Here is a 21,425-nt window from a genome sequence, read left to right as displayed (position 1 = left end):
CTAGAGTCACCCTACCCCGTTTTTATGAAAATCCGGTTAAGTCTTTTCGGTCAATTGTTAAGACGAGTTTAGGATTGCGTCAAGACTTCCCGCATTGGCCAAAACTGCCTTGATTGCCCGCGTTCCAACGAATTAAAGTCAAAACTGCGAGGGGGATTCTGCCACCTGGCAGATCCTCAAATTCAAGTAGCAAGGAGAATCATGTCTCGTAGTTTTCTCATCAGGACTGGCGCTGGAGCCGCCGTAATTGCACTCATCGGTTCCGTCGCCATCCCCAGCACAGTTGCCGTAACCACTCCAGCAGTTACCGGCCCTAAAAACGTTTTCGTCATGATTGGTGACGGCATGGGCTACAACGAGCTCGACTTGTACAACGCTTTCACTTCTGGGAAAACCTACTACCAGGTCGATTCCACCAGTGGTCAAGCGAAGATGGCTGCCTCGAACTCCACCGAGCCCCGTCCCGGATTCCAAGGCTGGAATCTGAAAGCAGTCTCGACCTATTCCGTTGATGGCAGTTACGACTCCACCAAAGCCTGGGCTAAGGGCGACTATCTGAAGGACAATCCGACAGACTCGGCAGCCGCAGCCACCGCTCTTTCCGGTGCAGTCAAGACCTATAATGCAGCTATCGGCGTGGACAACAACAAGATGTCCACCGAGACCATCCTCGAGCGCGCCAAGTCTCTCGGGAAATCCGCCGGCGTGATTAGCTCGGTTCCCTATTCTCACGCGACTCCGGCTGGCTACGCCGTCCACAACGCCACCCGCAAGGACTACCACGGCATCGCCCACTCCGAAATCTACTCTCAGATGGATGTGGTGATGGGTCCGGGACACCCCCTCTTTGATGACGGTGGGAAGCAACTCTCCGCTCCCGACTACGGTTACATTTCCGAGGCGGATTTCAATGCTCTGCGCCAAAGCGCTAATGGCTTCAAGTTCATCGAAACCAAGGCCGATTTTGAGGCTTTGACCTCCGGCAATACTCCGGCCAAGGTTTTCGGAATTCCGCAAGTTGCCTCCACCTTACAGCAGGGCCGTCCTTTTGCAGCCGGCAAAGATGACCCGACCGTGGGCGCGAGCCCGTTGAACGCCAATGTTCCGAGCTTGGAAACCATGACCAAGGCGGCTTTGAACGTATTGGATAACAACGCTAACGGCGTGGCTTTGATGGTGGAAGGCGGCGCTATTGACTGGGCCGGTCACGCCAATCAAACCGCCCGTTCCATCGAGGAAACCACCGACTTCGTGAAATCTGTCGAAGCGGTCATCAACTGGGTTGAAAAGAACTCCAACTGGAACGAAACGCTCATGGTGGTCACTGCTGACCACGAAACCGGCTATCTGATGGGTGCTGGGGCTGCCCCGGGAGACTTCCGCGCGATTACCGGCAAAGCCGGAGAGACTCCCGCAGCCACTTGGTTGCACGATGAACACACCAACCAGTTGGTGCCGTGGTTCATGAAAGGCGCGGGTGCCGACAAGCTGCGCTTTGCTGGAAACGATCCGGTTCGTGGCCAGTTCTACGATGACACCGAGATGGCTCGCGTTTTGCTCGACGACTTGTGGTTTGGAACCAAGGTTGCCAACGGTTTGGATCGAGCCGCCGGATTCAGCCGTTACAACACTTCCGCAGCCCTCTCCAAGCAGGCTTTCCCCTCGGGCGCTGCGAAAGTTTTCCTTGCGAGCGGTGAGAACTACCCCGATGCGCTGTCTGCTGCCGCGGTGGCCGGAAACCAGAAAGCCCCCGTCCTGTTGGTTCGCCCCAGCTACATTCCCCGCGAGATTGGCGCGGAACTGTCTCGGCTGAACCCGAAGGAAATCGTCGTTGTTGGTGGGCCTGGAGCCGTCGCCGACTCAGTTTTGAACCAGGCCAAGGCGCTGACCGGAGTGGCCCCGAGCCGCGCTGCCGGCGCGGATCGCTTCGCGACTTCCGCGGATTTGTCCGCCAAGAACTTCCCCGCAAAGACCAAGGCCGTCTACGTGGCCACCGGCGTGAACTTCCCTGACGCCCTGAGCGCGGCGCCCGCGGCCGCCAAACAGGCTGGTCCGGTGCTGTTGACGGCTTCCAACCAGCTTCCGACAACCGTAGCGGCCGAGTTAAAGCGTTTGGCTCCCAGCGAGGTCTTCGTTGTCGGTGGCGCTGGTGCAGTTTCTGACGCAACGTTGGCCGAAGTCTCCAAAGCCGCCGGAGTTTCTGCCAAGCGGGTTAGCGGCGCGGATCGTTACGGCACCTCCGTGGCTATCTCCCAAGCTTTCGCTCCCGCGGTTCCGGTGGCCTACGTGGCTACTGGCGTGAACTTCCCGGATGCTTTGAGTGCGGGCGCAGCAGCGGGCGCTAAGGGCGGCCCAGTGTTGCTGACCACTCCGAACGCCTTGCCAGGCAGTGTCTCGGCAGAGTTGAAGCGTCTTGCTCCTGCCAATGGTGTGATTGCTGGTGGAACGGGATCGGTTTCGAATGTGGTTGCCGATGCCTTGTCGGCCCTGGTGACCGCCAAGTAACCAGGTCACCAAGTCGCTAGAGTCTAGGCAACTAAGTTGCTGCCAGCGACTCCTAACTAAATCAGTTTGGGGTGGGGTTATTCGGAATCCCACCCCAAACTTCACCCGTCTCCGTCGTCCATAAAATCCTTTCAGCGGTGGTTTGTCCCTCCAAAACGGTAAGATTTCACTATGACCAAGTTGCCGCTACCGGCTTTCGCTATCAGTTCGCTACTGCCCCAGGGCCGCACCGATCCCGCGCCCCCGCCGTCCCCGTCCCCGAACCCCAGCAATGGGGTGGAGGCGGTTATCGAGACTTCTATCGACGTGGTGGCGATTGTGGCAGCTTGCGCCGTTGGCGCCCTAGCCATGCTGATATTGTCCCAGGTGCTGGGGTTTTTCCTGCGTCGAATCGGAAGACTCCACCCTTTCATCAAATACTTTGAACGCCGCTCCCGCATTTCCGGGGGCTTTGCCTCCGCCATTCTGGGAATCAATTTCGGCTGGCTGTGGAGCGTTAGCGACCCTGCCAGCGACTGGTATGGCCCTATTTCTCACGGTCTACTCATCGCGGCCATAGCCGCCATTACCTGGTGGCTAATGAGCCTGTGCGCCGTGTTGGAGGATCTGACCCGCGCCCGTCGGGAAGACCCGAAAAAACCGAACCGGCTCGTGACTCAGGCCCAAGTTCTCCATCGCGTACTCCAAGTTTTCCTTGCAGTAACGGGGATAATCATTATTGCCTTGACTTTCCCCCAGGCCCGCACCGCAATGGGCTCGATTCTCGCCTCCGCCGGTCTGATTTCTTTGATAGCCGGTATCGCTGCCCAGGGTGTATTGGCCAACATGTTTGCCGGCCTCCAGATTGCTTTTTCCGACTCCATTCGCGTCGGCGATTTGGTGGTGGTCGAAAAAGAAATGGGCAATATCGAAGAAATCACCTTGACCTACGTCGTGGTGTTGCTGTGGGACGGTCGCCGTCTCATCCTTCCTTCCAAGAAATTCACGGAAGACGTGTTTGAGAACTGGACGAAACGGGATTCGAAACTTCTCGGCACGGTGGAAATCCACGCCGATTGGCGTCTTCCCATGGCCTCGCTTCGAACCGAAGTTGATCGTTTGTTGAACGACACAGATTTGTGGGACGGACGCACCGCCAGCGTCCAAGTGACTCAATCCTCGCCTGAAGGCATGGTGGTGCGGCTCGTGGTGAGCGCCCCCAACTCGGGCGATTTGTGGGACTTGCGCTGCTATATGCGTGAACATCTGATTGACTGGATTCAATCCGAGACTCCCTATGCCCTGCCTCGCCAGCGCCTCGAGCCGGAAGAAATCGAGACCGTCCGACTGCCTCTTGACGAAATCGATTTGGATCGCCAACTGCGCCATTCAGTCATTGCCGAAGCCCACCAGGAAAACGCGAGGCGACGCGAGAAGGCGGTTTCAGCCTCCGAGGCCTCCGCGACTTCCACGAACCCCTACGGGGAGCCCATCTTGGACCAATATGCTCGGAAACTAATGGATCGGCGCCGTTCTTGGCGCGAGAAAGTTCAAGAGTTGGATTCTCAAGAGGCTCAGCACGACGTCGCGGGAACCCTACCCTCGGGACGGGATTCTTTGGCGGATACGAAGCTCCTGTCCACCACCGCGACGATTTCTTCAGACAGGTTCTATTCGGGTTCCCCTGATGCGGATGCCCGGCGCGAGAAGGTTGTCGGCCCGAAGCGGGAGGCGGAGGATGCGGCTGCTGAGCCCGAAAATGATTCCGCGAAGGAGGATTCAACAAAGGCCACTAAGGAGAATTCACCAAAGGCCAACCAGGAGGAATCACCAAAGGCCCCTGCGAACGATTTCCCCCAAACCACCGGCAAAACCCCGAGCGATAGCCTTCCCGAGGAGGACGCCAAGACCAAATCCGACTCCACGAACAGCGAGGCCGCCTCATGAGCAAATCCAAGGCCACTAAACCGCTCGCTCAAAAAATCTCCTCGAGCTTCAGCGAAAAAATCCGCCGTCCCCGCCAAGCTCCCCGTTCTCGAGCTAAGACTGAGACGGAACCAGCGCCGCCGCGGGATTTTCTCCGCCTGGTGACTTTCAATATCGAACACGGCACTCCCCAAGCCGGCTGGTCAGACCCCGATGTGGGTTCTCTCAAGCTTCCTTGGAACGACAAGGAGCTGGGGGTCTATTGGCTCACCCGCGGTCTCGCGCAACTGCTCGGTCCCCGCTCGCTCAGTGCGCGTGCCGCGGTGGCGAAAAAGGCTCTGGAGGACACCGCTAGAATCATCCGGAAACTCAATCCGGATGTGGTTTGTCTCCAAGAGGTCGACAAGGGCCAACGCCGTTCCGGCTACATTCCCCAAGCCGAGTTTCTGTCTGAGGCCCTGGGAATGCCCTACTGGCGTATGGCGGCTGCCTGGGCTGGTCCGGCTTATACCGTCCATCGCCGTCCGCTTCACGCCCATATCACGCGCGAGAATGGCTACGGGCTGGCGATGATGTCGCGTTGGCCGGTGAAGTCATGGCACTTCAAGCGGCTCGGTAAGGCCCGTCCCCGACTGCGTTGGGGACGCGGAACCTGGACGGGTTTCTCGAAGGGACTTCTCGCCGGCTTGCGTTCCCTGCCTCAGGCGATTGCCGGAGTCAAACTGGTTTTTGGCCAGATGCGCGTCCTCCAGGCGGCTCGCGTGCTGACCCCGTTTGGGACGGTCGCGATTGGAAATATCCATCTCGAGACTCATCGTGGGGTGGCGCAAAGCCAACTGCGTCGCTCTTGGCGATCGGTTTTCGACCTCAATCACGACAACTGCGTTTTGGTGGGAGATTTCAATCTTCGCGAAGATACCTCGACCGAGGCTCTGCAGCTTCTCGATGAAGCCATGCTGCCCGAGATTCACGGCCTGGTCGCCTCTTATCCTTCCGAGAAGGCTTGGATTCCGTTAGACCAGCTTCTGGCTCGCGGCTGGACCTTTGCCGCCGAACCGCGCACGATACGAATGCCGATTTCCGACCATCTCGCGGTCATCTACGATCTCAAGCCCGCTAAATGAGTTTGGGCCGCGGGTATTCCCGCGGCCCAAACTGATTAAGTTATCGCGGCTGGAGACTAGCCTTGGAAGCGCGGGAAGGCGCCGCGACCGGCGTAAACGGCAGCGTCCTCGAGGAAGTCCTCGATGCGAAGCAACTCGTTGTACTTCGCGACACGCTCGGTACGAGCCGGAGCGCCGGTCTTAATCTGGCCGGCGTTGGTAGCCACCGCGAGGTGAGCAATCGTGGTGTCCTCGGTTTCACCGGAGCGGTGCGAGGTCATCGAGTGATATTGCGCGCGGTGAGCCATCTCGACGGCTTCCAGGGTCTCGGTCAAGGAGCCAATCTGGTTGACCTTCACAAGCAAAGCGTTAGCGACACCGTTATCGATGCCCCTCTTCAAACGCTCCGGGTTCGTGACGAACAAGTCGTCGCCGACCAACTGCACCTTGTCGCCAATCTCGTCGGTGAGCTTCTTCCAAGCATCCCATTCTTCCTCGGAGAGCGGGTCTTCGATAGAAACAATCGGGTACTTCGAGATGAGCTTCTCATAGTAATCAACCATGAACGCGGTGTCGCGGCCTTCGCCCTCGAACTGGTAGTTGCCGTCCTTGAAGAACTCGGAAGACGCCACGTCGAGCGCCAACGCCACGTCCTTGCCGGGCTTGAGGCCCGCCTTAGAGATCGCGTCCACGATCAAGTCCAAGGCCTCGGCGTTGGAGTCGAGGTTCGGTGCGAAGCCGCCCTCGTCGCCAAGACCGGTAGCCAAACCCTTGTCTTTCAACACAGCCTTCAACGAGTGGTAGACCTCCGCGCCCATCCGCAACGCTTCCTTGAAGGAAGGCGCCCCAATCGGCGCAATCATGAACTCTTGAATGTCCACATTGGAATCCGCGTGGGATCCGCCGTTCAAAATGTTCATCATCGGAACCGGCAGGACGTGGGCATTCGGGCCGCCCAGGTAGGCAAAGAGTTGCTGGTCTAGCGAAGCCGCGGAAGCGTGAGCCGCAGCCAAAGAAACGCCCAGAATCGCGTTAGCGCCCAACTTGCCCTTGTTGTCGGTCCCATCCAAGTCAATCATGGCTTGGTCAATAGCGCGCTGGTCGAGCGAATCCAGCCCAATAATTTCGGGGGCGATAATTTCATTCACGGCCTTGACCGCGTTCAAAACTCCTTTGCCGAGATAGCGACCCTTATCGCCGTCACGCAATTCCACGGCCTCAAACTGACCGGTGGAAGCGCCGGATGGAACCGAGGCGCGAGCAAAGGTGCCGTCTTCCAGTTCCATCTCAACTTCAACCGTGGGGTTGCCACGGGAATCGAGGATTTCGCGGCCATAAATGCTTTCAATGATTGCCAATTTAACTCCTAGCTTTCAGGGTTTATCTTCAGTCCAGATTTTCTCCGGCACACTTCTATTCTTGTGCATTTTCCCTGTTTTGTCACTAGGTTCAGTGTAAAAAAGTGAGAGTTTTTATTGTGGCATCGTCATTTGTTGCTGGGCTTGCTGTTGCCGGAGATAATTCAGCGCCGCCTGTTCCCGATTGGAATACCGTATGGAGGCGTCGTTTTGTGCTTTCTCTCCGGCGGCAGCAATGGCTTCGACGGTACTTGGGGATGTTACCGGCAATCCCAGGTTCTCCGCCTGAGCAGGATCCGCCAGGGCTTGACAGAGGCTCAAGGTCAGAGCATCTTTCGAATCCTGGGACAACTTGGCATCAGCCGGAATATTGAGATCCTTTACCGGTATATCTTCCCACGTCGGGCAGCCATCCAGGGCCTCGCGCCCGCCACTGTTGAGAACCAAAAGGAGCTGCAGGATGCTAGCCCGATCTACCATGAGGTATTGCCCCATTTCGGCGGTAACCTGACCCAGTTCCTGCTCCGTAACGACCACATCATCACCGTAGGCGGCGATTCCCGGTTTGGCCTCGCAGCCGGCCAAACCCATCCCCACCATGGCGAGGGTGGCACCTGCTGTTATTACCCGAAAAGACTTGCTGTGTTTCACTTTTTCTCCTTCAGAGAGCCAACAATGGCTATCCTATCAAAACGGCTTAATAATCGTTTTAATGATTTTCTCAATCCACTCCATCAATTCAAGATCCACCACCGACGCCTCGGCAAGCCCGTCTCGTTTCACCGGAGCGGGAACAAAAAGTTCGCGGGTGGCAAGTTTGATGCGCGCCGCGGGATAGAGCCGTTTCAACCGCGCCAATTGGGAATCAGCAAGTTCCACGGGAGTGAAGCGGATAAACTTCCCGCGCGCCGTAATCTCGTGTACGCCTTGGGCTCTCGCGAGATTCCGCAGTTTCGCCAGTTGCGCGAGGCGCTCCACCGGCTCGGGAAGTTCCCCGTACCGGTCTCTCAGTTCGTCTTGCAACTGGTCGATTTCCTCGTCCCGAGTCGCATTCGACAAGCGAGTGTAGGCATCCAAACGCAGAGATTGGACGTCCAAGTAATCCTCGGGGATATAGGCGTCAATCGGAAGTTCAATGGAGACGCTCGTGTCCTCGGGCTGCTCCTTGCCGCTGTATGCCGCCACGGCCTCTCCCACCATGCGAACATAGAGGTCAAAGCCGACTCCGGCAATGTGGCCGGACTGTTCTCCACCCAGCAAGTTTCCGGCCCCACGAATTTCCAAATCCTTTTGGGCAATGGCCATCCCCGATCCGAGACTCGTGTTGGTTCCGATAGTTTTCAGCCTCTCAAATGCAGTTTCACTCAAGCTCAAGTCACTGGGATAGAGGAAATACGCGTATCCGCGTTCTCTTCCACGCCCGACACGCCCCCGCAACTGGTGAAGCTGGCTCAACCCCATTCTCTCCGCACGGTCGACAATAATCGTGTTCGCATTCGTGACGTCCAGACCGTTTTCCACAATGGTGGTTGAAACGAGAACATCAAACTCCTGGTTCCAGAAATCCACCATCACCTTTTCGAGCTGGGCCTCCGGCATTTGTCCGTGGCCAACGCGGATGCGTGCCTCGGGGACAAGTTCCTGGAGGTGCTTGGCCACGCGCCCGATGTCTTGGACGCGATTGTGGACAAAGAAAACTTGGCCGTCGCGAAGCATTTCGCGCCTGATTGCGGCGGCGACCTGTTTATCGGAATAGGCTCCGACATAGGTCAAAACCGGGTGGCGATCCTCCGGCGGTGTCGTCAAGGTGGAAAGTCCGCGGATGCCAGTAATGGCCATCTCCAAAGTTCGCGGAATCGGCGTCGCGCTCATGGCCAACACGTCCACATTCGCCCGCAAGGCTTTCAAGGCCTCCTTGTGTTCCACCCCAAATCTTTGCTCCTCATCGATGATGACGAGACCGAGATCCTTGAACCGCACTTTGCCGGACAACAGGGAATGGGTGCCGATAACCACCTCGATTTTTCCGGCCTGCAGGTCTTCCTTAATGCGCGCGGCTTCTTTCGCGGTAGTAAAACGCGACAGCGCCTCCACGGTGACCGGAAAACCGGCGAAACGGTTTTGAAAAGTCTCTAAATGCTGACTCACCAGCAGTGTCGTCGGGGCAAGTACCGCTACCTGCTTGCCGTCTTGGACCGCCTTGAAGGCCGCTCGCACCGCGATTTCAGTTTTGCCATATCCCACATCCCCACAGATGAGCCGGTCCATGGGAATGGGTTTTTCCATGTCGGACTTGACTTCATCAATGGTCGTCAGTTGATCCGGAGTTTCCACGAATTCAAAAGAATCCTCGAGCTCTCGCTGCCAAGGGGTGTCAGGGCTGAAAGCGAAGCCTTTGGACGCCTGCCTAACCGCGTAGAGTCTCACGAGTTCGCGAGCGATTTCCTTTACTGCTTTGCGGGCTTTTTGCTTGGTTTTTGCCCAATCAGATCCGCCCATCTTGGAGAGTGTCGGCTGGTCTCCGCCGACATATTTACTGAGGAGATCAAGAGAATCAGTCGGAATCCAGAGTTGATCCGGCGGGCCGTTGCGCTTGGAAGGCGCGTATTCAAGAACCACGTACTCGCGGGAGGTGGCCTTGTCACCGCGCCCGATAGTGCGTTTTTCCAGTTTCACAAAGCGCCCGATGCCGTGTTGGACGTGGACGACGAAGTCACCTTTACTCAAAGTGAGCGGGTCAATGGTTTTTCGCCGCCGGCTCGGCAGATTTTGCTTCTGGCCGGAGTGACGGGACTTTCGTTTCCCAAGCGCCTCAGCTTCGGAGATGACGAGGAGTTTGGCTGCGGGGAGAGCAAAGCCTTCCTCCAACGGCGCCACCGTCACCTGGACTACTGCGGAACCGTACCCAGATTGCGTAGCCACCTCCGCAACCACCCTCGCCGGAACCTCGTGCTCTTCCAGGAGCGCCTTCAGCCTCTCCGCCATCCCCTTTGCAGATACGGCAATAACGACGGTCCACCCGTCACGGAACCGCTCCGAAATTTGACCAATCAGTCCAGTATCACCACCCGCTGTGGCGGGTTCAATAATCTCCGCCCCGGATTGGATGGCATCATCCGTGGTCGCAAAGGGCGAGACGAAAAGCGTCTTCATCCGCGCCTTCGCCGCGGCAACCTGGAGCTCTTCCAGATTCAAGAAGGAAGCGCTGCGGACCTCCAGGGGGATTTCTCCGCCCTCCACAGCCGCAGACCAGGATGCAGCCAGAAATTCCTGGGTTGTTTCTCCCAGCTCTGCTGCTCTGGCCTCCAAACGAGGCCGGTCGGTAGCAATCAGGCGTGCACCGCGAGGCAGGAGCTCAAATAGGGGTTTGAGTTCGGCTCCCAACAGCGGAGCCAGCGATTCCAGTCCCTCAGCATAGATGCCTTGGGAGGCGAGATTGAGGATTTCGGCGGCTTGAGGCATCTCGGAGGCGAGAGCAGCGGCTTTCTCTTTGGCCACTTCATCAAGCAGAAGCTCCCGACAGGCCGGCGCTACAATTTTTTGTAACGACTGGTTAAAAGTACGCTGGTCCGCCACCGTAAACGGGCGAATAGAGTCTATCTCATCTCCGAATAGCTCGATTCTCACTGGATGGGGGCTAACTGCGGGAAAAACATCCACAATCCCTCCACGCAAGGCGAACTGTCCCCTGGCGGTCACCAATTCCGCACGTTCATAGCCCAGAGATGACAGATCTTGCGCCATTGTATCTCGGTCATAGAGTTTCCCAACCTCCGCTTCGAAAATCGGATAGTCGAGAATCTTCACATTTACCGGCGCCAAGGCGGCTCGCATTGGCACCACTAGATAGTGAACGGGCTCCAGCGGAGTAATCGTGAAGGTGTTTCGCAAATGGCCTGGTGTTACCTCATTACTGACTGTCGAAGACTGCGACTTAGACGCTTTCGAGGACGGTAAAGAATTTTTTGTATCGACTGTTACAAATGATTCGGGATTCGTCAATCGATGCAGGGCCCAAATCCGGCGTGCCATTGTGTCTGTCCGCGGGGACAAACGCTCATGCGGAAGAGTTTCCCAGTCCGGAAACACCTCAACCCCATCGGTAAAGACTCTCAGTTCGCGCGCTAAGGTTTCGGCTCCCCTCCCGCTCGGCGTCAAGATAACCGTGAGGTCTTGTCTTGGGAGTGCCGCGATCAGTGGGGCATAAAACCCGCTCGGTGCCACAATTTCATTGGCACCTTCAAAATCTGAGGTCTCAATGGAACCCAGCAACCCCCGCAAACTCATAGCTCTAGCCTACTGACTATTTGGCTCCTCGCTAAAACCACTTCTCACAAGCTTTACTTCTTGGGGTTCCCCAGATGGAGCCGCGCCTGTGCTTTAGCCAAACCACCCTCCGCGACATCGTAAATACATTGTACCGCTCGGTCAATAACCTGCTTGAGGTCGGCCATTTCGGATTTGGGAAAACGACCTAGCACCCAGTTGATGACGTCACCTCCGAGAGGCCCCCTCACGGGCCGCCCCACCCCGACTCGCAAGCGCGCAAAATCCTTGGTTCCGAGGGTTTTTTGGATGGATTTCAACCCGTTGTGCCCTCCGTCTGACCCGCCAACTTTGAGCTTCGCCACGCCAAATTCGAGGTCTATATCATCGTGAACGACGAGGAGCCGCTCCACTCCGATCTTGTAGAACTTCAGGAGTTCTCCCGTGGCGGGGCCGGAGGTGTTCATATAGGTTCCCGTATGGGCCACGATAATTTGGGGCGTGCCTATGCCGTAACCGAGTCTCACGTCCGCCACTCTCGCTACGGTGCCGCTCCGCCCCAAAGCTTGATTCCGGTAGGCTCCGGAGGCAGTCTGGACGAAGCGATCCGTAACCATATACCCACAATTGTGACGGGTATTGACATATTCCGGACCCGGATTCCCCAGACCAACCACAAGCCAGGGACCCTTCCCGTCATCGAGACGGGAAGGGTCGAGGCGGGTTTCGTGTGCTGGACTCATTGTGTAACGGTCGTTCCACTCGGTCAGTAGTCAAGCTACCGAGCCGAACTTACTCGGCTTCGGCTTCTCCGGCCGCTTCCTCGCCAGCAGCCTCTTCACCGGCTTCTTCTTCGCCGGTAGTTTCCGGAATCTCCACTTCCTGCGGAACGATAATCGAAAGCACGATGGATTCCGCATCTGTCTTGGCTTCGACGCCCTCCGGAAGAGTGATATCGGAGACCTTGATAACAGTGCCTTCTTCCAAACCTTCGATGCTGACTTCGATCTTTTCCGGAATGTTGATAACCGGAGCCGAAATTTCCATATTCAACAACTCGTGGTTGGCAGCCAAGCCCGGCAACGGTTCACCAACCAGTTCGACCGGCACTTCCACGTCCACTTTTTCGTCAGCCTTCACGATGAGAAGATCCATATGCATCAGCGTGCGCTTCAAGGGGTGACGCTGAATGTCTTTCACGAGAACCATGGTAGGTGTTTCCAGTCCTTCCAAGGAGATAACCGCGTTCGGGTTATCTTTCACCAAGAGGAAGGTGTCGTGGTAGGGCAACGCGAGGTGAATCGGATCCACTCCGTGACCATAGACCACGGCGGGAATCTTTCCGTCGACGCGAGCGCGACGCGCAAATCCCTTACCAAAGTCGCTGCGCTTTTCAACTTTCAAAGTATTGGTTTCAGCCATTATTTCAGTCCTTTCCGGCTCATGTTTCTTTCGTATTCTCGGCTGGACCGCTGAATCATTTTGAGAAAGTCTGTAACGCCTGGTACAAAAATAGCCTGCCGTGTTGCGGCAGGCTGACAGTCCCGTAGATAATTCGGGCCGCGTCGATAACGGTTTGCGACTGGGCTTTCGATGCTTTTCAGCAAGCGTCTGCTTGCGCCATTCGCTCCCCCTCGCCGAGGCAACCCTACAAGTTTAGCGACTCCCCTCCAGATTCGCCAATTCAGCCGTAGCGCATTCATCTCTACCTGGAAACTACTTTTTATGAAAAGATAAAGCCATGAATGAAACCATCCAAAATCTCCAGAATCACCGCACTATTCGTCAGTTCCAGGACACTTTGGTTCCCGAAAAGCTGATGGATGATATTTTCGAAGCCGCTATCCACACCGCAAGCTCTCGCGCCACTCAAAATGCTTCCGTAATTCGCGTAAAAGACCAGGCCAAGCGGGATGCCTTGGCAGAGGTTTCCAACCAGGCTTACACCGCGGAAGCACCCGAGTATCTCGTTTTTCTCGTCGACTGCGCCCGCGCGGCCTCGATTCGCTCCGAGCTGGGGGCCACCCCCGAAACTGCCGGAAATATTGACTATTTCCGCGAGGGATTCACCGATGCTATCCTCATGTGCCAAAGCACGGTCGTAGCGGCTGAAAGTGCCGGACTGGGAACCACGATTCTCGGAAGCATCCTCAACAACCCCGCGAAGACGATTGAGATTCTCGGATTGCCTCCCCTGACCTTTCCCGCGATCGGTCTTATCATGGGCTACCCCAATGAGGAACCGGAACTAAAACCACGGATCCCAGCGGGACTGCGGGTAATGACCGACACTTACCAGGCTCCTGATTCTTGGGTCGAGGCTCTGGCCGAATACGACCAGGAAATGCACAACTACTATGACCTACGAACGAAAAACCAACGCGAGGATACCTTTACGAACCAGATTCTCAAGAAAATGGGCGACAATCCGAAAGGACCGCAACTCTTGGAGGCCATCAGGGCCCAAGGATTCTTACTCTAGGAAACGCATCTGATAGTTTTGAACCAGTCAGTACAATTAATTTGACCGGTACAATTAATTAAACCGAACGGTACAATCTCCAGCGAGCCTTGCCAATTACTCAAACAGCGCCGCTACGGACCCCTCTTCGAATACCTGGCGTATTGCACGCGCCAACAAAGGCGCAATCGGAAGCACCGTCAATTGCGGGAACTGCTTTTCGGGAGGAACCAGCACGCTATCGGTCACAATGACTTCCCGCGCCCCGCATTCGCTCAGGCGCTTTACTGCCGGATCGGAAAACACCGCGTGGGTGGCGGCAACGAGAACATCTTTCGCTCCCGCGGTCTTGAGAACCCCGACTGCCTCGGCGATTGTCCCGCCGGTGTCGATAAGGTCATCGACCAAAACACAGGTCCGCCCTTCCACGTTTCCGACGACGCGATTTGCTACCGCCACATTGGGTCGGGTCGTGTCGCGCGTCTTGTGGATGAAAGCCAAAGGGTACCCACCCAAGCGGTTAGCCCACTTCTCAGCGACCCGAATCCGCCCGGCATCGGGAGAAACCACGGTGACGTTGGACAAATCCACCCGAGTCCTCACGTAGTCAATCAAGACTGGCATGGCTTGGAGGTGGTCGACCGGACCGGGGAAGAAACCAGATTCCTGGGAGGCGTGCATATCCACGCTCATCATGCGCGAGGTGCCGGCGGTCTTGTAGAGGTCAGCCATCAGCCTCGCGGAAATCGGCTCGCGCCCCTGGTGTTTTTTGTCTTGGCGAGAATAGGGATAGAGCGGCGCTACCACGGTAATCCGCTTTGCTGAGGCTCGCTTCAAGGCGTCCACCATGATGAACTGTTCCATGAGCCACTTGTTGACATCCCCCGCAATAGATTGAATGCAAAACACATCACAGCCACGGACCGACTCGTTGTAACGCACGTAAATTTCACCGGAAGCAAAGTCGTAAATGCTCGTAGGCAAGACCTCCGTGTCGAGAGCCTTTGCTACATCTTCTGCCAACTGAGGATGAGCCCTCCCAGACACAATTACCAGTCGTTTCCGCGGCGTTTCAAACAAGTCTGCCATCTTTATCCTGTCTATTAGTGATTGCTTCGTTCCGACTAACCTTAACTCTCCACAGTTTACCCCGTAGAGTTAAGGAGAAAATCATTGCCCTGTTTTTGTATCGGTCGTTCCGGAAATTTCTGTACCGCCGGTTCCAGAATTTTCTGTATCGGTCGTTTTAAATTCTCCTTGTGCTGCCCGCGCTGCGTCCGTATCGGGGCGATGCTTCACGACCCAATCAGGGATAATCCTCATGTCAAACTGGTTTACCGCCAAAGCACCGGAGGGAATATCGTGGCGGACAATGGTTCCGCCGCCGGTGTAGACCCCGTCTCCGATATTTACCGGAGCGATAAAGACATTATCGGCTCCGGTTCGACAGTAAGAACCCACGTTGGAGTGATGTTTATGCACCCCATCGTAGTTCGCAAAAATCGTCGCAGCTCCGATGTTGGTACCTTCTCCGATGGTAGCGTCCCCCACATAGGACAGGTGAGGAATCTTGGTTCCGCGTCCCACCTCGATGTTTTTGGTCTCGCAAAAACCGCCGACCTTGGTTTCTTCGGCCAGGTTCGTCCCCGGGCGAAGATAGGTGAATGGTCCAATCGTGGCGCGCGGTCCGATGCTGGAGGAAATCCCGTGGACTCGCAGGACTTCTGCCCCGTCACCCACCGTGACATCAATCAAGGTCGAGTCCGGCCCGATTCGGCAGTCCTCTCCAATCACCGTGTTTCGACGAAGCTGAGTATTGGGATAGATGGTGGTGTCCATCCCAATCGTCACATCGGCGTCAATCCAGGTGGAGGTGGGATCAATAATCGTCACTCCTTGCAGCATCCAGTAGCGGGTGCGACGTCGATTGTATTCGGCGCGGAGCTCCGCCAATTGCGCGCGATCGTTGCAGCCCTCCGCTTGGGCAGTATCCGCCAAAAGCACCGAGGAGACCTTGCGGCCTTGGTTTCGCGCCACTTTAATCGTGTCGGTCAGGTAGATTTCCCCCTGGCTGTTGTCCGCGGAGAGTTCCGGCAAGGCGGTGGCCAAAAACTCCGCGTCAAAGGCGTAAATACCCGCGTTAACCTCTTTAATCTGCTTCTGGGCGTATGTCGCATCGCGCTCCTCGATAATCCCCGCGACCTGTCCAGCAACACGTTGGATTCTCCCGTAGCCGAAGGGATTGCGAATCTCCGTAGTCAGGAGGCACAGCGCCGAGCCTTCATCCTCTCGCGTTTCCGCTAGGGACAAAATGGTAGAAGATTCCATCAAGGGAACGTCCGCAGAGGTGACGACCAGGGTTCCGGTCTGGCCCTCGCCGATTTCTTTCAGCTTCTCCAAGGCGCACCAAACTGCCCGTCCGGTGCCGGGAACCTCATCCTGGTCAGCAATGATGATATCGGGATAGACGATCTTCGCTTCCTCGGCCACCGCATCTCTTTGGTGACGAACGACCAAAACGATTCGCTCCGGCTCCACCTCGAGAGCAGTGTGGATGGCGTGTGAGAGCAAGGTGCGACCCGCAAAAGAGTGGAGAACCTTGGCTTTCTTGGACTTCATTCGGGTGCCTTGGCCTGCCGCCAAGATGACAATGGTACTGACCTGGGTCAAAGGTGATTCCCCCTCGCAAGTGCTGTGCCGAATACCGGCCTGACAGGTTCTATCCTACCGCCTCCAAAGGCATAAAAAGTTCCGCCCCCAGGATTCGAACCCAGACTAAAGGTACCAAAAACCTCTGTGCTGCCATTACACCAGGGCGGATTGCTGTTATCGCGAACTCAATCGCGTCACCGCGCCCCACTATTTTGCCATTTATCCCCAGTTTTCCCAAGTCATAAATAATCTCGCCACCAAAGAATCTCGATATCGACTATTATTATGGTTGATAATTAGCCAGTTCAGGAGGTGGCAAAACATGACTTCAGAACTCCAAGCGCAGCCGAGCCCAGATGAGGTTGACGGTATTCTCGCCGCTTGGCGCGCCCTGCTCCCAAAGGCTGATCTCACTCCGCTCTCCGTGTTTTCGCGAGTCTCGCGCTTGGCTCGTCACTTGGATGTTGCTCGTCGCGTGGCTTTCTCCAAGGTGGATTTGGAACCGTGGTCTTTTGACGTGCTCTCGGCACTACGCCGCGCTGGAGAGCCATTTGCGTTGACCCCTGGCGCCTTGATGCAGCTGTCGCTGGTCTCTTCCGGCACTATGACCAACCGCATCGACCGATTGGAGGAACGAGGTCTGGTTCGTCGCACCGACCACCCGGAAGATCGTCGCGCTATCTTGGTGATCTTGACCGAAGCGGGGAAGCAGGCTGCCGACGCGGCAATCACCGAGCTGATGCAGACCGAAAGACAGTGGCTAGGAGAAATGCCTCAAGCAGATGTCGAGATCCTCGCGAACCACTTACGAACTATTTTGCGTCCCTTCGACAACCCCACCCGCTAAACCGCCGCGGGTGCCAGCGCAGAGCCCTTCTTCACAATCTTGATGGGATTCGCCCGCGCCGGATTCTCATCGCGAGCCACAGCCAACACCGCTTTGGGTTCTATCTGGATAGAAACCCGCTGGCCCGGAACCAACACCATCGCTTCGGAAGGATTAATCTGTGCGGTTAAAGCAGTTCCGGAAACCATCTCAACTTGGATTTTCGCGGTGGAACCGAGGAACTGTATCTCTTTCACGGTGCCACAATTCTCCGCGTTGCGAGTTTCTTCGACCGCCAACTGCAGCTGTACCGCTTCCGGACGGACGAGAATCGTGGCTTTTCCGTTGCTACGCTTTGAGGAAGTCCCGAGCACTGGCACTTGTTGGTCCCCCACCAGAGCCACCCCGTCTCTAATCACCGCCGGAATCCGGCTCGATTCCCCGATAAAGGTCGCCACAAACTCATTGGCGGGTTCGTTATAAATCCGCCACGGCTCGGCTAGCTGTTGAAGTTTCCCGTCTTTCATCACCCCAATCCGGTCGGCCACCGCCAGGGCCTCTTCCTGGTCGTGGGTGACGAAAAGCGCGGTCGAACCAGTCTGCTGTTGGAGACGGCGAATCTCCTCACGCAACTGCACTCGAACTTTCGCGTCCAAGGCCGACAAAGGCTCATCCAGCGCCAAAACCTCGGGCCTCAAGACCAGAGCCCGCGCCAAGGCCACTCGTTGCTGCTGGCCACCAGACATTTGATGCGTGTACTTCGAGGCTTGGTCGGCGAGCCCCACCATCTCCAGGGCTTCCCGCGCTTTTCTTGTGCGCTGCTCGACGGGCATTTTGCGGACCCGCAGGCCAAATTCCACATTTTCCTGGACGGTCATATTCGGGAATAGCGAGTATTGCTGGAACACCATCGCCATATTGCGCTTGGCCGGATTCATCATCGTAATGTCCCTGCCGTTGACGATAATCTGGCCGCTGTCTACCTGCATCAAGCCCGTCAAGGCCCTAAGAGCGGTGGTTTTCCCGCATCCAGACGGCCCCAAGAGGACAATCATCTCTCCGCGGTGGAATTCACAGCTCAAGTGGTCCAGAGCCTTCGTCTCCCCATACTTTTTGTTGAGGTCAATGAGCTTGACCTCGGCTCCCACGTTTTCATTTTCCATTTTTCTCTCGTTTCTTCTTAAGTTCGTAGCTCACAATTTCCAGCGCCATCAGCAACACGATGCCCAGAACCATCGTGAGGAGCGCCAGAGCCGTCGCGGTCATCGAATCGTCTTGTCCCAGTTGGAAGATGGCGACCTGGAGGTTGTTTCGATTCAGCAAAGAGGCAATCGTAAATTCCCCGAGGACCACCGCAATCGTGATGAAGGAGGCCGCCCCGATTGCTCCACGAAGATTCGGGATGATGACCCGAAGCATGACTGTCGGCCACGAAGCTCCCAAAGAGCGCGAGGCCTCTACCAGGGTTTTCACCGGTATTGTCGAGAATCCCGCATCCAAAGCCCGATAGGCAAAAGGCAACACGAGGATGGTGTAGGCAAAACCGAGCCAAATCGGGTGGGTGTTGAAAACATGGATGGAGATAAACCGGTAAATCGGCGCCAACCCCACGACCAACACGATGGCTGGAATCGCGAGCGGTAAGAGACAAATAAATTCCACAACCCGCGACAGTTTCGAGGGACGAATCTTTAGAGCCAACATTGTCGGCAACAGCAGCGCCAGCATCAAAACCACGGTGAAGAGACTCAACGCCAGCGAGTTGAACAGCCCTTCCCACAACAGGGACATATCCGTTCCCGAAGCAGTTGTGCCGGAGAAGCTGAAGATCGTTTCCCAGGCTCCCGCCGTCCACGCGCCGGTCAGGGGGAAGCGAACCGAAAAAATCAGCATCCCCAACAGCGGAATGAACAAGAACGCCAGCACTAGCGCCAAAATCCCCCACTGATAGGCGGCAAATAGCATCGGGTGTTCGCCCTCCAGATGCGTGCGCCGAGAACGCGGAGCGTCAGCGGAGGCGTCAGCGGAGGCGTGAGCAACGCCGTCCAAGGTGTTTACGGGAGCCACCCCCTCCCCCGCATCCCACGCCGGCGTGACGAGGCTGTGTTCTTCCTTTACTCCCATTGCGCCGTCCTCTTCTGTAGTTGGGCATAGCCTGTCATGACCAGCGCCACGACCACGACCATCAGCAAGGCCAACGATTGGGCGAATCCGTTTTGGCCGATGTCTTGCTCGTTGCGAAGAGCCCCTTGAATCATCAACGGCAAGAGGATGGCACGCTGGGTGAACAGCGCCGCGGCCGTCGCATAGGCGGAAAACGCGTTGGCAAAGAGCAGCAGGAATGCCCCCAAAAACCGCGGCCACAGGATCGGCCCGGCCACTTTCGACCAGTAATCCCAGGTCGTCCCGCCGAGATTCACGGTTGCTTCCTTCCACTGGGGACGCAGCGAGTCCATGGCGGGAAGAAACACGATAATCATGAGGGGAATCTGGAAGTAGCAGTAAATCAAGACCAAACCGGGCAAGGATGCGAGCCAGTTCGGGTCGAGTTGGTATCCGGTGGCAGCAAAAAGAAGCTGCGTTCCAATCCCGTTGATGCCGATGGTGGCGATGAAGGCGAATGCCAGCATGACGCCGCCGAATTGCGCCAGAACAGAGGACACCGCATTGATGAGCCTTCTCACCAACCCCGTTTGGGAAGAACGCGACACAAGCGCATAACAGGCCAGCGCACCCACAATCGAGCCAATCAACGCCGAGGCCACCGAGACGAAGACCGAGGTCCCCAGGGAAGAAAGCGTGTTCGGTTCCCCGAGCTTACTGAGGTTCATCAAGGTGAATCCGCCGGTGGCGCTGGTGAAGGCTCCGATGACCACGATTAGTGTCGGGGTCAATAAGAACACTGCCACATAGAGGAAAAACGGTACCGTGACGAAATCCGTGGATCTGCCGAGGGCTAGTCCGGATTTTGATTTGAGGTTGTCGGCGGTGGCGTTGCGCGAATCGATGCGGTTGGTTTCGCTAACACCCCCGGACTGGGGAGCCGTGGTTGTGAGCTCCCCAGTCCCCGCAGTTACGTTTTGAGGCTTAGTTTCCAATGGCCTTGTCCCAATTCTCCTGGAGCCACTTGGTGATGCGAGAAGAATCTTCCGCCGAGTAGGTCAACGGGGGTTGCGAGGTCTCGACCAAGGTGGCTTTGGCCTCGGCATCAATAGTGCCGTCCTTTTCCATCTGTGCCATCAAAACCGGCATAGCCCCGCCCTTCATCCAGAGGTTCTGAGCTTCCGGACTGTAGAGGAATTCCTGCCAGAGGCGAGCCGCCGCGGGGTGAGGTGCTTCCTTGTTGATGGCCTGTTGGTAGTAGCTACCAACTTCCGAGCCGGGGAAAACAATAATCCCCCATTCCACTCCCTGCGCCTTTAGTCGGTCGCGAGTTGAGGCTTGGTTGTAGGACCAGTCAAAGATGGCCGCAGTTTGACCGGAGTCAATCGTGGCGGAGGTGACGTCGATAGTGTTGAGGTTGCCGAGCTTCTTGAGTTCGGTGAAGAAGTCGAGTCCGGGCTGGAGATTGTTCAAGTCGCCACCATTGGCAAGGTTCGCCATCAAGAAGCCGTTGAAGGCCGCGCCTGCTTCGGCGGGCTTACCGTTCAAAGAAACCACGCCCTTGAACTTCGGATCCTTCAGATCCTCAATCTTGGAGATGTCGCCGTACTTGGTTTTATTCCAGCCCACAGACATGACGCCGGTGTAATCCGGAGTGTAAAGATTGTCCTTTTGCTTCAAAGCGGGGTCGATGTTTTTCGCACCCTGAGTTTCGTACGCGGCAAAATATTGGGTGGATTCAGTGGCCACCGCAATCCCCACATCAACCGTGTCCGGAGCCTTGTCGGTTCCCTGGTTGGTCTTTATGGCGTCGATTTCTTCCTTGGAAGAAGCGTTCGGGTTCTGTTCATTTACCTTGATTTCGGGGTACTTCTTCTTGAAAGACTCCAGTACTCCGCCCCAATTTGACCAGTCGTGTGGCAAGGCGATGACGTTCAACTGTCCTTCCGCTATGGCTGCCTTCTCGAGCCCCTCCATGCCATCGAAGTCATCAATAGAGGTTGCAGCCTGGTATTTTGCCTTGTTCTCGGCGCTTTCAGCATTGGCTGCGGAGCTGCCACAGGCGCTCAAACCCAAAGACGCGCTGGCAAAGAGAGCCAAACCGGTAAAAACGGAGATTCGCTGTTTCAAGGTGATCCTTTCCTAGTGAGATTGCATGACGTAATCAGAATAGGAAAGAGATGTAAAGGGTCGTTTTGAGAAACGTTAAAAGCGAGTAAATGCTTCGGTTGCCTCGTAAAATTCGT

General features: G+C 56.4%; 16 protein-coding genes and 1 tRNA gene. 5 read left to right on the top strand and 12 right to left on the bottom strand.

What is annotated here, in order from left to right:
- Positions 1 to 201: 201 nt before the first annotated feature.
- From FYJ63_RS09325 to FYJ63_RS09315, 3 genes are all read left to right on the top strand, one after another.
- Positions 202 to 2,505, top strand: coding sequence for a cell wall-binding repeat-containing protein (locus tag FYJ63_RS09325; RefSeq protein WP_154546040.1), 2,304 nt, complete (start codon positions 202 to 204; stop codon positions 2,503 to 2,505).
- 171 nt (positions 2,506 to 2,676) lie between these two features.
- Entirely contained in the window at positions 2,677 to 4,431 is a 1,755-nt protein-coding gene (locus FYJ63_RS09320; protein WP_154546037.1) for a mechanosensitive ion channel family protein, read from the top strand.
- On the top strand, positions 4,428 to 5,534 hold the full coding sequence (locus tag FYJ63_RS09315; RefSeq protein ID WP_154546035.1) for an endonuclease/exonuclease/phosphatase family protein: 1,107 nt from the start codon (positions 4,428 to 4,430) through the stop codon (positions 5,532 to 5,534). The genes FYJ63_RS09320 and FYJ63_RS09315 overlap by 4 nt, the downstream gene beginning before the upstream one ends.
- A gap of 56 nt (positions 5,535 to 5,590) precedes the next feature.
- Here the strand turns inward: FYJ63_RS09315 and eno are convergent, their stop codons facing one another.
- The 5 genes from eno to FYJ63_RS09290 all read right to left on the bottom strand — a co-directional run bounded on the left by eno (position 5,591) and on the right by FYJ63_RS09290 (position 12,559).
- Positions 5,591 to 6,871 (bottom strand): phosphopyruvate hydratase, encoded by a 1,281-nt coding sequence (eno, locus tag FYJ63_RS09310; protein WP_154546033.1) that lies wholly within the window; start codon positions 6,869 to 6,871, stop codon positions 5,591 to 5,593.
- 114 nt (positions 6,872 to 6,985) lie between these two features.
- Complete coding sequence (locus tag FYJ63_RS09305; protein ID WP_277028310.1) at positions 6,986 to 7,522, bottom strand: hypothetical protein; 537 nt, start codon at positions 7,520 to 7,522, stop codon at positions 6,986 to 6,988.
- A 36-nt stretch (positions 7,523 to 7,558) separates the two neighbouring features.
- The gene (gene mfd, locus FYJ63_RS09300; protein WP_154546031.1) at positions 7,559 to 11,158 is read right to left on the bottom strand and encodes a transcription-repair coupling factor; all 3,600 of its coding nucleotides are present in this window, start codon (positions 11,156 to 11,158) and stop codon (positions 7,559 to 7,561) included.
- A gap of 53 nt (positions 11,159 to 11,211) precedes the next feature.
- Entirely contained in the window at positions 11,212 to 11,880 is a 669-nt protein-coding gene (gene pth, locus FYJ63_RS09295) for an aminoacyl-tRNA hydrolase (protein WP_154546029.1), read from the bottom strand.
- 49 nt (positions 11,881 to 11,929) lie between these two features.
- On the bottom strand, positions 11,930 to 12,559 hold the full coding sequence (locus tag FYJ63_RS09290; protein ID WP_154546027.1) for a 50S ribosomal protein L25/general stress protein Ctc: 630 nt from the start codon (positions 12,557 to 12,559) through the stop codon (positions 11,930 to 11,932).
- A gap of 319 nt (positions 12,560 to 12,878) precedes the next feature.
- Between FYJ63_RS09290 and FYJ63_RS09285 the strand changes: the two genes are divergently transcribed.
- A complete protein-coding gene (locus FYJ63_RS09285; RefSeq protein ID WP_154546025.1) occupies positions 12,879 to 13,619 on the top strand; it encodes a nitroreductase family protein in 741 nt (246 codons plus the stop codon).
- 96 nt (positions 13,620 to 13,715) lie between these two features.
- On the opposite strand, the gene FYJ63_RS09280 is transcribed toward FYJ63_RS09285, so the two are convergent.
- The 3 genes from FYJ63_RS09280 to FYJ63_RS09270 all read right to left on the bottom strand — a co-directional run bounded on the left by FYJ63_RS09280 (position 13,716) and on the right by FYJ63_RS09270 (position 16,418).
- On the bottom strand, positions 13,716 to 14,687 hold the full coding sequence (locus tag FYJ63_RS09280; protein ID WP_154546023.1) for a ribose-phosphate diphosphokinase: 972 nt from the start codon (positions 14,685 to 14,687) through the stop codon (positions 13,716 to 13,718).
- Positions 14,688 to 14,768: 81 nt separating this feature from the next.
- A complete protein-coding gene (glmU, locus tag FYJ63_RS09275) occupies positions 14,769 to 16,268 on the bottom strand; it encodes a bifunctional UDP-N-acetylglucosamine diphosphorylase/glucosamine-1-phosphate N-acetyltransferase GlmU (RefSeq protein ID WP_154546021.1) in 1,500 nt (499 codons plus the stop codon).
- 79 nt (positions 16,269 to 16,347) lie between these two features.
- Positions 16,348 to 16,418 (bottom strand) — tRNA-Gln (locus FYJ63_RS09270).
- A gap of 154 nt (positions 16,419 to 16,572) precedes the next feature.
- Here FYJ63_RS09270 and FYJ63_RS09265 point away from each other — a divergent pair.
- Positions 16,573 to 17,097, top strand: a complete 525-nt coding sequence (locus FYJ63_RS09265) for a MarR family winged helix-turn-helix transcriptional regulator (protein WP_154546019.1) — start codon at positions 16,573 to 16,575, stop codon at positions 17,095 to 17,097.
- Here FYJ63_RS09265 and FYJ63_RS09260 read toward each other — a convergent pair.
- Genes FYJ63_RS09260 through FYJ63_RS09245 form a run of 4 tightly spaced genes read right to left on the bottom strand, consistent with a single transcriptional unit; the run spans position 17,094 to position 21,309 of the window.
- On the bottom strand, positions 17,094 to 18,239 hold the full coding sequence (locus FYJ63_RS09260; RefSeq protein ID WP_154546017.1) for an ABC transporter ATP-binding protein: 1,146 nt from the start codon (positions 18,237 to 18,239) through the stop codon (positions 17,094 to 17,096). The genes FYJ63_RS09265 and FYJ63_RS09260 overlap by 4 nt on opposite strands.
- On the bottom strand, positions 18,229 to 19,200 hold the full coding sequence (locus FYJ63_RS09255; RefSeq protein WP_154546015.1) for an ABC transporter permease: 972 nt from the start codon (positions 19,198 to 19,200) through the stop codon (positions 18,229 to 18,231). Before FYJ63_RS09255 ends, FYJ63_RS09260 begins: the two co-directional genes overlap by 11 nt.
- Positions 19,191 to 20,174, bottom strand: a complete 984-nt coding sequence (locus FYJ63_RS09250) for an ABC transporter permease (RefSeq protein ID WP_154546013.1) — start codon at positions 20,172 to 20,174, stop codon at positions 19,191 to 19,193. Before FYJ63_RS09250 ends, FYJ63_RS09255 begins: the two co-directional genes overlap by 10 nt.
- Positions 20,164 to 21,309 (bottom strand): ABC transporter substrate-binding protein, encoded by a 1,146-nt coding sequence (locus FYJ63_RS09245; RefSeq protein WP_229770103.1) that lies wholly within the window; start codon positions 21,307 to 21,309, stop codon positions 20,164 to 20,166. Before FYJ63_RS09245 ends, FYJ63_RS09250 begins: the two co-directional genes overlap by 11 nt.
- Positions 21,310 to 21,425: the final 116 nt, after the last annotated feature.

The sequence above is a fragment of the Mobiluncus porci genome (assembly GCF_009695935.1).
In the GTDB taxonomy this organism is placed as follows: Bacteria; Actinomycetota; Actinomycetes; order Actinomycetales; family Actinomycetaceae; genus Mobiluncus; species Mobiluncus porci.
Note: the sequence above shows the minus strand (reverse complement) of the source record. Positions and strands in the feature narration are given on the sequence as shown.